General features: G+C 69.5%; 15 protein-coding genes. 7 read left to right on the forward strand and 8 right to left on the reverse strand.

Annotation, left to right across the window (positions count from 1 at the left end):
- Positions 1–25 precede the first annotated feature (25 nt).
- Positions 26–187 carry a hypothetical protein gene (locus tag ABGA98_RS20495; RefSeq protein ID WP_165959714.1) on the forward strand — a complete coding sequence of 54 codons (162 nt, stop codon included), beginning with the start codon at positions 26–28 and terminating at the stop codon, positions 185–187.
- 158 nt (positions 188–345) lie between these two features.
- On the opposite strand, the gene ABGA98_RS20500 is transcribed toward ABGA98_RS20495, so the two are convergent.
- The 7 genes from ABGA98_RS20500 to ABGA98_RS20530 form a co-directional block, all read right to left on the reverse strand.
- Positions 346–627 carry a metal-sensitive transcriptional regulator gene (locus tag ABGA98_RS20500; RefSeq protein WP_132334374.1) on the reverse strand — a complete coding sequence of 94 codons (282 nt, stop codon included), beginning with the start codon at positions 625–627 and terminating at the stop codon, positions 346–348.
- 48 nt (positions 628–675) lie between these two features.
- The gene (locus ABGA98_RS20505; RefSeq protein ID WP_347619940.1) at positions 676–1,743 is read right to left on the reverse strand and encodes a glycosyltransferase; all 1,068 of its coding nucleotides are present in this window, start codon (positions 1,741–1,743) and stop codon (positions 676–678) included.
- Positions 1,740–2,549 carry a hypothetical protein gene (locus ABGA98_RS20510; protein ID WP_347619991.1) on the reverse strand — a complete coding sequence of 270 codons (810 nt, stop codon included), beginning with the start codon at positions 2,547–2,549 and terminating at the stop codon, positions 1,740–1,742. The genes ABGA98_RS20505 and ABGA98_RS20510 overlap by 4 nt, the downstream gene beginning before the upstream one ends.
- Positions 2,550–2,698: 149 nt before the next feature.
- The gene (locus tag ABGA98_RS20515) at positions 2,699–4,801 is read right to left on the reverse strand and encodes a (Fe-S)-binding protein (protein WP_347619941.1); all 2,103 of its coding nucleotides are present in this window, start codon (positions 4,799–4,801) and stop codon (positions 2,699–2,701) included.
- Positions 4,802–4,939: 138 nt separating this feature from the next.
- A complete protein-coding gene (locus tag ABGA98_RS20520; RefSeq protein WP_347619942.1) occupies positions 4,940–5,548 on the reverse strand; it encodes a TetR family transcriptional regulator in 609 nt (202 codons plus the stop codon).
- The gene (locus ABGA98_RS20525; RefSeq protein ID WP_347619943.1) at positions 5,545–6,318 is read right to left on the reverse strand and encodes a class I SAM-dependent methyltransferase; all 774 of its coding nucleotides are present in this window, start codon (positions 6,316–6,318) and stop codon (positions 5,545–5,547) included. Before ABGA98_RS20525 ends, ABGA98_RS20520 begins: the two co-directional genes overlap by 4 nt.
- Complete coding sequence (locus ABGA98_RS20530) at positions 6,315–7,124, reverse strand: sugar phosphate isomerase/epimerase (RefSeq protein ID WP_347619944.1); 810 nt, start codon at positions 7,122–7,124, stop codon at positions 6,315–6,317. The genes ABGA98_RS20525 and ABGA98_RS20530 overlap by 4 nt, the downstream gene beginning before the upstream one ends.
- A gap of 253 nt (positions 7,125–7,377) precedes the next feature.
- Here ABGA98_RS20530 and ABGA98_RS20535 point away from each other — a divergent pair, with 253 nt between their 5' ends.
- The 6 genes from ABGA98_RS20535 (at position 7,378) to disA (ending at position 12,740) form a co-directional block, all read left to right on the forward strand.
- Positions 7,378–8,076 carry a class I SAM-dependent methyltransferase gene (locus ABGA98_RS20535; protein ID WP_347619945.1) on the forward strand — a complete coding sequence of 233 codons (699 nt, stop codon included), beginning with the start codon at positions 7,378–7,380 and terminating at the stop codon, positions 8,074–8,076.
- A 184-nt stretch (positions 8,077–8,260) separates the two neighbouring features.
- Entirely contained in the window at positions 8,261–9,397 is a 1,137-nt protein-coding gene (locus tag ABGA98_RS20540; RefSeq protein WP_347619946.1) for a serine hydrolase domain-containing protein, read from the forward strand.
- 71 nt (positions 9,398–9,468) lie between these two features.
- The gene (locus ABGA98_RS20545; RefSeq protein WP_347619947.1) at positions 9,469–9,837 is read left to right on the forward strand and encodes a MerR family transcriptional regulator; all 369 of its coding nucleotides are present in this window, start codon (positions 9,469–9,471) and stop codon (positions 9,835–9,837) included.
- A gap of 2 nt (positions 9,838–9,839) precedes the next feature.
- Positions 9,840–10,145 carry a thioredoxin gene (gene trxA / locus ABGA98_RS20550; RefSeq protein ID WP_347619948.1) on the forward strand — a complete coding sequence of 102 codons (306 nt, stop codon included), beginning with the start codon at positions 9,840–9,842 and terminating at the stop codon, positions 10,143–10,145.
- A gap of 77 nt (positions 10,146–10,222) precedes the next feature.
- On the forward strand, positions 10,223–11,626 hold the full coding sequence (gene radA / locus ABGA98_RS20555) for a DNA repair protein RadA (protein WP_347619949.1): 1,404 nt from the start codon (positions 10,223–10,225) through the stop codon (positions 11,624–11,626).
- A gap of 40 nt (positions 11,627–11,666) precedes the next feature.
- Entirely contained in the window at positions 11,667–12,740 is a 1,074-nt protein-coding gene (gene disA, locus ABGA98_RS20560; RefSeq protein WP_347619950.1) for a DNA integrity scanning diadenylate cyclase DisA, read from the forward strand.
- Positions 12,741–12,795: 55 nt separating this feature from the next.
- On the opposite strand, the gene ABGA98_RS20565 is transcribed toward disA, so the two are convergent.
- On the reverse strand, positions 12,796–13,458 hold the full coding sequence (locus tag ABGA98_RS20565) for a hypothetical protein (protein WP_347619951.1): 663 nt from the start codon (positions 13,456–13,458) through the stop codon (positions 12,796–12,798).
- Between the last annotated feature and the right edge of the window lie 102 nt (positions 13,459–13,560).

Here is a 13,560-nt window from a genome sequence, read left to right on the forward strand (position 1 = left end):
GGCTGCGGAAGGAAAGGACGACGCGGTGGGGCACAACGACCTGGACTCTCGGGTCCACGACCGTGTCGCGTTGGACGAGATTGCGCTCTACGCCGAGGTGCTCACCGCCGTGGCAGTCAGTGAACGGCGGCTGACCTTGGACGAACTCGACGACGCGCTCGGATTGCGGACTTCAGCGAGTCACTAGTAAAGATCAGTAAATTTCTGGCCCCGGGAACCGGACTCCTGACTCCCAAGAGTCGGGGACGAAGGTTTCCGGGGTTTCACATAACTAGTCATCCCGCCACCCCGGCTCCTACGTACGGACGATGTCTCATTACGTACGGACTAGCCTTCGTCCGTCCCCTACGAACGGACCAGGCGGGCGATCGCCGCCGAGGCCTCCTTCACCTTCGCCTCGGCCTCGGGGCCACCGTTGTTGATCGCGTCGGCCACGCAGTGCGAGATGTGCTCCTCCAGCAGCCCCAGCGCCACCGCCTGCAGCGCCCGCGTGGCCGCGGAGACCTGTGTGAGCACGTCGATGCAGTAGGCATCGTCGTCCACCATGCGCTGCAGGCCCCGGATCTGCCCCTCGATCCGCCTGAGTCGCGTCAGATAGGCCTGCTTGTCTCCGCTGTACCCATGCATGCTTCTACGGTACCCGTAACCCGTATCGGCGGGGCGTGCAGGAAGGCGTCACCGGAGGCCGGCGATCAGTTTCTCCCACTGGTCGGCGACCTCGTCGGCCGCATGGCGTACCGCGGTGTCGAGCGCGCCCGCGGCGAGGGAGCGCCGCCTGCGCTCGTCGTCGATCAGCGCCAGCAGCGCCACCGCGAACGGCTGCGGGTCGGCCTCGACGTCGGGCACCAGCACCCCGTTGTAGCCCGTCGCGACGAACTCCTTCGCCCCCCTGGTCCCTTCGAGCGCCACCACGGGCACCCCGCAGCCCATGGCCTCCAGCACCGTCATGCCGAGGTCATCGCCCCGCGAGGCGCTGGCCACGATCGACGCCTTGGCGAACTCGCCGGCCAGGTCGGGCGTCGTGCCCATGAAGTAGACGTGGTTGTGCAGGCCGAGCTCGCTGACGAGCGAGCGCAGCCGCCGCTCCTCGGGGCCGCCGCCGTAGAGCCGCAGCGCCCAGTCGGGCCGCTTGTCCACGATGACGGCGAAGGCCCTGATCAGCCGGTCGTACGCCTTGACCGCCACCAGCCGCCCGCCGGCCGCGACGATCCTGTTGTCCATCCGCGAGCGCGGCCACGGCCCCGCGGGCAGCGCGTCCAGCAGGGCGTGCACAGGAGGCCCGCCGGGCAGGAGCCTGGCCCATTCCTCCTGGGCGGAGTCCGTGGCCGTCACAACGGCGTTCAGGCGCGGGTAGAAGCGTTTGACGGGACCCGGCACGGCGGGCCGGCCCCACTCCCTGGCGATCTTGAGGATCTCGCGCGGCGCGTGCCTGGCCGCCTGGACGCTGAGCCCCGGCCTGGTGGTGATCAGGATGTCGGTCTTGAGGTTGCGCAGCACCCGCCAGAGCGCCACCTCGGTGCGCACCTGCCCGTGCGGCAGCAGGTGCCTGACCCCCGGCCTGGCGTCGATCACGCTGCGCATGGACACGCCCGGGTCCACGGGGAAGAACGGTTTCTCCTTGTGCCGCCTGACGCTGATCACCTCGACGTCGTGGCGCTCGGCGAGGGCGGTGGCGAGGTTCAGCGTGGCGCGCACGTCGCCGCGCATGCCGTAGGCGGACGTGAGGACCAGGCTGACCTTCATCCGCCCACCTCGATGCGCAACTCGTCGTCGGAGGTGTAGCAGGGTCTGATCGGCACGCCGTCGACCGTCGCCGACGGATAGTGCAGCCGGCGTCGTTTGCCGTCGACGTCGTCGAGCCGCGCGCCCAGCTTCATCGGTGTGGCCACGCCCTCCACCTGGAGCGCCGGCTCCCAGGTGCCGTTCGCGTGGCTCGCACCGTCGTCGTGGTCGGCCGCCAGGACGTCGACGAGCGAGACGGCCGCGTGGAAGCGCACGCCCTGCACGGTGGCCGTGGCCGACACCCGGGCGCTCGTCTGCCGGCGATCGAGGGTCAGCGTGGCCTCGTGGCGGCAGTCGTCGTCCTCCAGCCCGGTGTAGGCCAGCAGGCCCATCACCTCGAAGCGGCCCTCCCTGAACCAGATGGCCCGCACCTCGGCCACGGGCTCCGCTTCGGAGATCTTCAGCGCCAGGTAGCCGTTGCGGGTGCGGTAGGAGCGGTAGGCGAGGGAGCGCCTGCACAGCGCGTACGCGTCGAGATGGTCGAGCGAGAAGCCGGGATCGACGCTGCGGAGCCTGACTCGCTTGCCGTCGCGGCGTAGATAGGCGTCCCATCGTCCGGCGCTGAGCTCCAGCGGCGCGAGCGAGACCGCGAGCGTGGCCTCGCGTGCCCGCGCGCCTGGCGTGCCGAGCAGCACGTCGCGTTCGACCCCCGTGGTGCGGTGCCTCAACACCAGTTCGGTGCCGTCTTCCAGTGGTTCGTCGATGGCGAGCCGGAGGGAGAGAACGTCGGCCAGAGTGACTTCGGCGTCCGTCACCACGACGCCCATCACGAGCCCCCTCCCCGTCGAATAGAGCCATGCGACGTTGAGGTTACCGTGATTTTCCCGTTATGTGGATGCCAGATTTGCTGTTCCTCACCCCTATTGACGTGCAGAACTCCTCCACATGGCCTGTGGAGGAGTCCGACTTGGGTTGGTCAGGACGCGCCTTTGACCGATTTGATCAACAGCTGTGCCACGTCCACGACTTCGAGCGACTCCTTGGCTTCACCACTGTTCTTCTTCTCGCTGATGGCGTCGCCGAGCATCACCATGCAGAACGGGCAAGCCGTCGAGACGGTGTCGGGATCGGTGGTCAGAGCCTCGTCGACGCGCTCGGTGTTGATGCGCTTGCCGATGCGCTCCTCCATCCACATGCGGGCGCCGCCGGCGCCGCAGCAGAAGCCGCGGTCCTTGTGCCGGTGCATCTCCTGGGTCTTGACGCCCGGCACCTTCGCCATGATGTCGCGGGGCTGGGAATAGACCTTGTTGTGGCGGCCGAGGAAGCAGGGGTCGTGATAGGTGATCTTCTCCTCGATCGGCGTGACCGGGGTGAGCAGGCCCTCGTCCACCAGCTTCGCCAGCAGTTGCGTGTGGTGCACGACTTCGTACGTGCCGCCCAGTTGCGGATATTCGTTGGCCAGGGTGTTGAAGCAGTGGGGGCAGGTCGCCACGATCTTCTTCACGCCCGCGTCGTTGAGCGTCTCGATGTTCTGCTGGGCGAGCATGTTGAACAGATATTCCATGCCGAGGCGCCGGGCGGGGTCGCCGGTGCACGCCTCCATCGGGCCGAGCACCGCGAACTTCACGCCCGCGATGTGCAGCAGTTCCGCCACGGCCCTGGTGGTCTTCTTGGCCCGGTCTTCGAGCGCGCCCGCGCAGCCCACCCAGAACAGATATTCGGCGTCGGCGGGCATCTTGTCCTCGACCACCTCGACCTCGAAATCGAGCTCCTCGATCCAGTCGGCCCGCTTCATCTCGGACATACCCCACGGGTTGCCCTTGTTCTCCAAATTTTTCACCATCACTCCCGCCTCGGACGGGAACGACGACTCCACCATCACCTGGTAGCGGCGCATGTCGAGGATGTGGTCGATGTGCTCGATGTCCACGGGGCACTGCTCGACGCAGGCGCCGCAGTTGGTGCACGACCAGAGCACGTCGGGGTGGATCACGCCCTCCTCGCCCACCAGCGGCTTTTCCAGCAGCGCGAGCACGTCGGTGTCCTTGTGCTGCTCGGCCTCCGCCGCCATCAGGTAGGGGGCCACCGCGAAGGCGTGGTCGCGCTGGTCGAGGATCAGCATCTTCGGCGACAGCGGCTTGTCGGTGTTCCAGGCCGGGCACTGCGACTGGCAACGACCGCACTCCGTACAGGAGTAGAAGTCGAGGAAACCCTTCCACGTGGTGTCGGCGATCTTGCCGCGGCCGAGCCGCTCGGGGTCGAGGTCCTCGTCCTCGAAGTCGACCGGCTTGCCGTCGACGCGCATCTCGACCGCCGCCCCCATGCCGTCGGGGCGGCGGGAGAAGAGCACGTTGAGCGGCGCGGTGAAGATGTGCAGGTGCTTGGAGTTCACCACGATGACCAGGAACACCAGCATGAAGCCGATGTGCAGGAGCAGCGCGATCTCCTCCAGCAGGGTGCTCGCCGGCAGCACGTCGCCGAGCGCGAGCGAGACGAACGCCCCCGAGGAGTAGGGGAAGTTGCCGTTGGCGGCGGCCGCGCCGCGGGCCAGGAAGAGCGTCCAGATGATGTTGAAGATCATGAAGAGGACGAGCCACGCGCCGCCGAGGTGGGAGCCGGAGAAGCGGGAGTCGCGGCCGAGCGCCTTGGGAGAGTTCCTGACCCTGATGACCGCGAAGGCGACCAGGCCGAGCAGGCAGGCCACCGCGATGAAGTCCTGCACGAATCCGAGCACGCCCCAGGTGCCGATGAGCGGGATGTGGAAGTCGGGCGTGCCGGTGATCGCCCCCTGGATGATCGCGCCGTACGCCTCGACGTAGACGGTCAGCAGGATGAAGAACGCCCACATGACGAAGAAGTGCGCGACGCCCGACGCGGTCCACTTGAGCAGTTTCTTCTGCCCGAACACCTCGACGAGCTGCGTCTTGACCTCGTCGGCCACGTGTGTCCTGGCGTACTCGACGCGCTCGGGCGCAGGCGGCCCCACGGTCGCGAGCTTGTACAGGAACAGCACCCGGCGGCCGGCGACGGCCACCGCCAGGACGGTCATGACAAGCCCGATGATGGCTACCCAGAGCACGGGGTCCTCCCACAGACGACGTTGGCTGTCAGCGTACGGTCACCCGCTTCGCAGCCCTCCACTGCGATCCTACCCACGGGTAACATTGCCGGGGTACGCGACATACCCTATGGTCACCGCCGCTGACAGAACAATGCTCTACCCTGTGAAGTACCTCTGGATCGTCGGCGCCAGCAACTCGACCAGCTCGTCATGGCTCGCGCTCGCCAGCGGCTCCAGCCCGATCACATAGCGCCCCATGATCACGCCGAACATCTGGGCGAACGCCGCCTCGATCCGCAGATGCGGCACCCGCAGCCGGTCGGCCACCTGGAAGAGCAGCGCGTTCGAGATGAACTCACGGAACATCACGACCGCACGCTCGTTGGTCATGGCCGAGCGCATGAGCGCCACCATCGGCTCGCGCGTCTCCGGCTCGGCCGTGACCTCGAGGATCATCCGGACGAGCCGCTCACCGAGCTCCTCGCGCGGCCCGGCGACCAGCACGGGGACGACGATCTCCGGCGTGATCGGCAACTGCATGGCCGCCGCGAACATGCCCTCCTTGGTGTCGAAATAGTGGTGCACCAGAGCGGGATCGACCTTCGCCTCCCTGGCGATGCCGCGCACGGTCGCCTTGTCGAACCCCTTCTCCGCGAACACCTTCCGCGCCGCCGCCAGGATCTCGCCCCGCGTGTCGGCCGAGCCCGGCCTGCGTCCAGGACGGCGCCTGGCCGTCGACTCCTCCGAGGCATTCCCCCGCGTCACCGGCCCACCGCCAGGTAGACCCGCATCGGCACCGACAGCACACCCTCGGGGAACACCTCGCGCAACTCGGCCCGCTGCCTCTCGACCAGCTCATCGGCCCGCCGCGGCGACAGCGCCGCCATGTAGGAGTGGGAGCGCAGGCCGAGCAGGAAGTCCTCGACGCCGACCAGCCTCGTCCACGGAATCCACCGCTCCTCGATCACCTCGAAGGCGGCGGCGATGGGCGGCGCCGACCACCGCTCGACCGCCGGTCCCCAATAGGCGGGCACCTCCTCCGCCAGCCGCGCTTCGTACGCGGCCAGCCACCCGGCCTGCGCGGCGTGGGCGAAGTTCCAGCAGCCCGCGATCGTGCCCCCGGGACGCAGCACCCGCCTCGCCTCGGCGATCGACGCCACCGGGTCGAGCCAGTGCCACGACTGGGCGAACGTGACCAGGTCGGCCACGCCGTCGGCCAGCGGCAGGCGGTTGCCGTCGGCCAGCAGGGCCGCGACGGGCGCACCCTCCTCGCCGCCCGCCCGCGACACCAGCCTGGCCAGCATCTCGGCGCCCAGGTCGATCGCGATGACCTGCGCGCCGCGCGCCCTGAGCGCCCGCGTCATGATGCCGGTGCCCGCGCCCACGTCGACCGTGGTGGCACCGTCGAGCTCGACGCCGGACACCTCGGTGAGCGCGCGGTAGAGCTCGTCGGGATAGCACGGCCTGCCCGCGTCGTACGCGTCGGCCACCCGGTCGAACACCCTGCCCAGATCCTTGATCGGCCCGGTGTTCACGTGGCGGCCGCCAGGTGCAGCCGGGCGAAGGCCAGCGCCTCCGCGAGATCGTCGATGCGCTCCGTGCGGCTGGCCGCCTTGCGCGTGTTGATCTCGAGCACGACCAGCCCCGAGTAGCCGTTGCCCGCCAGGCGCTCGAGGACCTGCGCGCACGGCTGGTTGCCCCTGCCCGGCACCAGGTGCTCGTCCTTGTTGGTCATCCCGACGCCGTCGGCCAGGTGCAGGTGGGCGAGCCGGTCGCCGAGCTTGACGGCCATCTCCATGGCGTCGGAACCCGACACGGCCGTGTGCGACAGGTCGAGCGTGACCTGAGGGAAGGCGTAGTCGATCGGATTCCAGTCGGGAGAGTAGGGGACCACGTCGTTGCCCCTGGCGCGCAACGGGAACATGTTCTCCACCGCGAAGGTGACGTCGGTCTCCTCGCGCATCCTGGCCAGGCCGTTCTCGAAGTCGCGCGCGTAGTCGCGCTGCCATCGGAACGGCGGATGGACCACGACCGTCGAGGCGCCCAGGCGTTCGGCCGCCTTCTGCGCCTTGACCAGCTTGGCCCAGGGGTCGCGCCCCCACACCCGCTGCGTGACCAGCAGGCAGGGGGCGTGGATGGCCAGGACGGGCAGCTCGTAGTGCTCGGAGAGCCGCTCGATCACGTCGATGTCCTGGCTCACGGGGTCGGCGCCGACCATGACCTCTACGCCGTCGTAACCCAGGCGCGCGGCCAGCTCGAACGCGTCTGGAGTGCGTTCCGGATATACCGAAGCAGTGGACAATGCGATCTTCGCATTGGGCACGCGGATGACATCAGCCACGTTGCCAGCCTAAGCCGGTCACGCCGATCTGGCGCGCGCACCGACGGGACGAGCCCATGTCGAGCCGCGTCCAGCGGTCGCGAAACCCCTTGTGGCGAGCCGAACCACCGGGCGCGAACCACCTCCGGCGAGCCGGACCAGCCGGTCGCGGAACCCCTTGTGGCGGGCCGATCCGGCGGTTCGCGAAGGCGCCTCCGGCGGGCCGCGCCCGGCGGCACGCACCGCAGGTTGCTCATGCGCCTAGCGTTGGACCATGCCACGGATAGCGAAAGGCGCGATCCCGAGCCCGAACATCTGGAACGCGCCGCAGGTCTACGAGCTGGAGAACCGCGCCGTCGACCCCGAGGGCGCGGCCGACGCGGCGATGCGCGAGCTGCGCCCCTGGGACGGCGCGACCGTGCTCGACATCGGCTGCGGCACCGGCTACCACCTGCCGGTCCTGGCCGCGTCGGCGTCCGGCGTCATCGGTGTCGAGCCGCACGGAGACCTGGCCGCGCTGGCCCGCCGCCGCTGCGCCGGCCTCCCCAACGTGACCGTGCACGCCGCCGCCGCCCAGGACCTGCCGCTGCCCGACGCGAGCGTGGACGTGGCGATGGCGCGCTGGGCGTACTTCTTCGGCCCCGGCTGCGAGCCGGGGCTGCGCGAGCTGTCCAGGGTGGTACGCCGCGGCGGCGCGGCCTTCGTGCTCGACCTCGACGCGACGCGGGGGTCGTTCGGCCGCTGGTTCTCGCACACCGTACCCACCTACTCGCCCCGCGACGTCGAGGCGTTCTGGGTCCGGCACGGCTGGCAACGGCGGCCGCTCGACCTCAGGATGGCCTTCGAGCGCCGGGCGGACCTGGAGGCGGTGCTGCGCATCGAGTTCGCGCCCGGCGTGGCCGAGCAGGCCATCGCCGAGACCCCTGGCCTGGAGATCCCCTATCCGAACGTGCTGCGCTGGCGCCACTTCTAGAACCGACCGGCGCGTCCCGTACGGCGGGGAGTCCCTGACGGCTGCGCGAGCCGGTTCGATCCGGGTGGAAACGACCAGGAAACCGGTCAAGGCCTAGTCATGGTCGTCGTAGGCGGAGGAGCTCCGTGAGCCTGATGCGGAGATCCTCCTGGCTCAGCACGTCAACGTAAGAAGGACTCTCCCAATGAATCGTGCGAAAAAGGCCGGCCTGGCCGGCCTGGCATGCGTGATGCTGGCCCTCGGCACGCCGGCACACGCCACCGCGGCCGACGCAGCCAGACCCGAGCTGGGCGACGTGCAGAAGGCCCTTTCGGAACTGGCCAGAAGCCCCGAGGTCCTGGGCACGATCGGAGCGCTCTACGTCGACGGCGAGAAGGTCGACACGGGAACGGCCGGCACCCGCCTGCTCGACGGCGCAGGCGGCAGGATCCCGGCCGACGCCCGCTTCCGGGCCGGATCCCAGACCAAGCCCATGATCCAGATCGTCATCATGCAACTGGTCGGGGAGGGCAGGCTGGCCCTGGACGACAAGCTCGGCGACCTGCTGCCCGTCGTGGTCGAGAAAGATCTTGTGGACCGGGCCGATGAGATCACCGTGGAGCAGATGATCCATCACACCTCCGGCATCCCCAACTATTTCAAGCCGGGGGTGCTCGACCCATTCGACTTCACCACGAACTACTCCCCGCTGGAGATGATCGGGTTGACCCGGACGCTGCCCCGCACCGGAGAGCCGGGGCAGAGCTACTCCTACTCCAACACCAACTACTTCCTCCTCGGACTGATCGTCGAGGAGCTCACGGAGCGCAGCCTGGCCGCCGAACTCGATCGGCGCATATTCGACCCCGTCGGCATGGAGCGCACCTACCTGCCGGACAAGTTCCCCGGGCTCATCAAAGGCCCGCACGGGCATGGCTACCACCCCGGCGAGCAGGGCAAGCCGGTCGACGTCGACCGTCTCAACTCGAGCTACCTCTGGGCCGCCGGAGGCGTCATCTCCACCACGGACGACCTGAGCTCCTTCGCCCGGGCACGTGCGGGCGAGAAGCTCCTGTCGAAAGAGCTGAAAGAGGCGCTGAACGCCGGCCGGCCGCCCCGCGACCCCGGCCAGCCGGCCCCCGAGCCGCCCGTGTGCGAACCCGAGGACGGATACGGTGTCATGACGGGCGGCTCGTTCGGCTTCAGATCCATGACCTTCAGCTCGCGCGACAGCCGCGTGCAGTTCGTCCTGTCGAACACGTTGAGCGCCGACCACAGCGATCCCGCGATCGACCCGCTGATCAAGAAGGCCGCCGAAGCCGTCCTGTGTCCCGCCAAGTGACGCCCCGGTGAGTCGGACCTGCGCTTGAAGGGCTTGACATTGACGTCGGTGTCAATGTTTACCGTGGTCATATGCGCATCGGAGAGCTGGCGGAACGCACAGGAGTGAGCCCGCGCTCGCTCCGCTACTACGAGCAGCACGGCCTGCTCAGCGCCCGTCGCGCGGCCAACGGCTACCGCGACTACGGCGAGGAGGACGTCAGGCTGGTCGCGGAGATCAGGGCGCTGCTCAGCGTGGGCTTCACGCTGGAGGACACCCGGCCGTTCCTCGACTGCCTGCGTCGGGGGCACAGCACGGGCGGCTCGTGCGCCGAGTCGGTCGAGGTCTACGAGCGCAAGCTCAAGGAGATCGACGAGGAGATCCGCGCCCTGCTCGCCCGCCGCGCCGAGGTGGCCGCCCAGCTCGCGCAGTCCTGTCCGGGTTGCTTCGTGAAGGGTTGAACATGATCACATTGACTACCGACAACTACGAGGAGCAGGTGCTCAAGAACGACAAGCCGGTCCTGGTGGAGTTCTGGGCCGAATGGTGCGGGCCGTGCCGGATGGTGGGCCCCGTACTGGAGCAGATCGAGGCCGAGCACGGGCTGACGATCGGCAAGCTCGACACCGACGCGCACCCCGAGATCATGGCCCGTTACGGCGTGATGGCGGTGCCGACGATGTTGTTGTTCGAGAACGGCGAGCCGGTCAAGCAGATCGTGGGTGCCAAGCCGAAGCGCATGCTGGTCGCGGAGCTCGGCCTGGCGTGAACCGTCCGGTGACCTGACCTCTTCGTGGTGCCGGCGGGGCTCGAAGATTGTCGGCCCCTGCCGCTAGCCTGCTCCGCATGGCCAAGACTGCCTCGAAACCCGGATACCGCTGTGCAGAGTGCGGCTGGCGCACCACGAAGTGGGTCGGCCGGTGCGGCGAGTGCCAGGCGTGGGGCACGGTCGACGAAGAGGGCGCCCGCGGCGTCAGCGTCGTCCAGGCCGGCGCCACCACCGCACCCGCCCTGCCGATCGGCCAGGTCAAGGCCGAGGTGGCGGCGGCCCGCACGACCGGCGTCGCCGAGCTCGACCGGGTGCTCGGCGGCGGCCTGGTGCCGGGCGCGGTCGTGCTGCTGGCCGGCGAGCCGGGCATCGGCAAGTCCACGCTCCTGCTGGAGGCCGCGGCCCGCATCGCCGAGCGCGAGACGGTCCTCTATGTGACGGGCGAGGAGTCGGCTGCCCAGGTGCGCCTGCGTGCCGACCGCATCGGCGCCATCCAGGATCGCCTCTACCTCGCGGCCGAGACGGAGTTGTCGGCTCTGGTCGCCCACGTGGAGAAGGTCCAGCCCACCATGCTGGTGGTCGACTCGGTGCAGACCGTCGGCTCCGCGCAGGCCACGGGCGTGCCCGGCGGGGTCACGCAGGTCCGCGAGGTGGCGGCCAATCTCGTGCGCCTGGCCAAGGAGCGCAACATGGCCACGGTGCTCGTCGGCCACGTCACCAAGGAGGGCTCGATCGCCGGCCCGCGCACGCTGGAGCACCTGGTCGACGTCGTGCTCAACTTCGAGGGCGACCGCCACTCCAGGCTCCGCATGGTGCGAGCGATCAAAAACCGGTTCGGCCCCACCGACGAGGTCGGCTGCTTCGACCTGCACGAGCGGGGCATCGAGGGCATCACCGACCCGAGCGGCCTGTTCGTCTCGCGGCGCAGCGAGCCGGTGCCCGGCACCTGCGTCACCGTCACGGTCGAGGGCACCCGCCCGCTGCCCGCCGAGGTGCAGGCCCTGGTCGCCCGCACCGACGCCCAGCAGCCCAGGCGCACGTCGTCGGGGCTCGACACCTACCGCGTGCAGATGATCCTCGCCGTGCTGGAGCGCCGGCTCAACGCCCGCCTCGGCGGGTGCGACGTGTTCACGGCCACCGTGGGGGGCATCAAGCTGGCCGACCCCGCCGTCGACCTGTCCGTCATGCTGGCCGTCGCCAGCGCCGCCGGGGACAAGCCGCTGCCGGCCGGCCTCGTGGCACTCGGCGAGGTGGGTCTGGCGGGCGAGCTGCGTCCGGTCAAAGACGTCCGCAGGCGGCTGTCCGAGGCGGCCAGGATGGGGTTCAAGCGCGCCCTCGTGCCCGCAGGATCCCTCGAAGAGGGCGGCCGCCGGCGTAACGGGCAGCGTGCTCTGGTGCCCGTGGGGCCGGTGGCGTTCGCACCCGGTTTCGAGGTCGTCCAGGCGGAGAACGTCTGGGACGCACTCACACACGTCACATAGCGCGGCTAAGCTGGGCGTGACCGATCGACACGGGGGTCAGGTGGATAGGAGTCTTGACGACCGTCGTCGCGAAGCCCTGGCAGCTGTGGCCCCAGGCACTCCGCTGCGCGACGGCCTGGAGCGCATCCTGCGCGGGCAGACCGGCGGGCTGATCGTGCTCGGCTACAACCGGGTCGTCGAAGAGGTCTGCAGCGGCGGGTTCGAGCTCGACGTCGACTTCTCGGCCACCAGGTTGCGCGAGCTGGCCAAGATGGACGGCGCCATCGTCGTGAGCGACCACAAGATCGTGCGCGCCGCCGTCCACCTCGTGCCCGACCCCTCCATCCCCACCGACGAGTCCGGCACCCGCCACCGCACCGCCCAGCGCGTCGCCCGGCAGACCGGCCTGCCCATCATCGCCATCAGCAAGTCGATGCGCATCATCGCCCTCTACCTCGACGGCATCCGCTACGTCCTGGAGGAGTCGGCGGCCATCCTGTCCAAGGCCAACCAGGCCCTGGCCACCCTCGAACGGTACAAACACCGCCTCGACGAGGTCTCCGGCACCCTGTCGGCCCTGGAGATCGAAGACCTGGTCACGGTCCGCGACGTCGCCGCCGTCGCCCAGCGACTCGAGATGGTCCGGCGCATCTCCGACGAGATCAAGGGCTACGTCGTCGAGCTGGGCACCGACGGCCGGCTGCTGTCCCTGCAGCTCGACGAGCTCGTGGCCGGTGTCGACTCCGAGCGGGAGCTGGTCATCCGCGACTATCTCCCGGCGCCCGCCGGCCGCCGCCAGCGCCGCCTGATCGAGGCCCTGCACGACCTCGACAAGCTGTCGGGCAACGAACTGCTCGACCTCGCGGTGGTCGCCCAGGTGCTCGGCCACAACGGCACCGACATGCTCGAAACCCCGGTGAGCCCCAGAGGTTTCCGCCTGCTCGCCAAGGTGCCCCGCCTGCCGGCCACCGTGGTCGACCGCCTGGTCAACCACTTCGGCGGGTTGCAGAAGCTTCTGGCCGCCAGCATCGACGACCTGCAGGCGGTGGGCGGCGTCGGGGAGTCGAGGGCGCGCAGCGTACGCGAGGGCCTGTCCCGCCTCGCCGAGTCCTCCATTCTCGAACGCTACGTCTGACGGCCGGCGCCGGGAAGGCTCAGCGACGCATGGCCGGCGCTCCCGGCGGCGGCTTCTAGCGAAGGTGGAAGACCCCCTTGCTGCTGCGGAGCTTGCCCATGCGCACGGTGGCCACGTACGTCCCCGGCAGCGCGGCCGCCGGTGTGGCCGGGCAGTCGGCACGGGAGCGGCGGCGGTCCCATTCCAGCGACCGCACGTAAGGCACCCCCCGCTGGAGCTGCTCGATCTCCGTGCCCTGCCCGTTGACGCAGTCGGCGTTCGACCAGATCCGGTCCGCCCCCGAGGTGATGCGGATCTCCATGGCCCGCGGCCCCACGTCGACCGTGCACATCACGGGCCCGGTGTTGACCAGCGTGACCAGGAAGGTGGGCCGGGCGTCGCCCGCGTAGATCTGCTCCTTGCCGCTCTGGAGGCTCAGCACCAGATCGTCCTCGACGCAGGGCTGGCCGGGCCTCCGCTCCCCGGCGGTGGGGGTCGGCGTGGGGGTGGCCGTCGGAGTCGGCGACGGGCTGGCCGTGCCCAGAGCCAGCGTACGCAGCCCGGCGAGCAGCGGATCCACGCTGGGCGTGGGGCTCGATGACGACTGCGCGCTGGACGTACGGCCCGGTCCGCTGCCACCGCTCGAGCACGCCCACGCCACCACGGCCACCACGACGAGAACCGCCACCAGCACGCTCATCCGACGCCGCCAGTAGACGTCACCGCCGTCGCCGCGCATCGAATCCGGGTCCATCGGGTTCGCGCGGTGCTCCCCACCTGCTTCACCAGGTGGAGGACACCGCGCTCCCTCCCTTCCGATCTGGTCGGTTCCTGTGGTCGT

The sequence above is a fragment of the Nonomuraea sp. B1E8 genome (assembly GCF_039871515.1).
In the GTDB taxonomy this organism is placed as follows: Bacteria; Actinomycetota; Actinomycetes; order Streptosporangiales; family Streptosporangiaceae; genus Nonomuraea.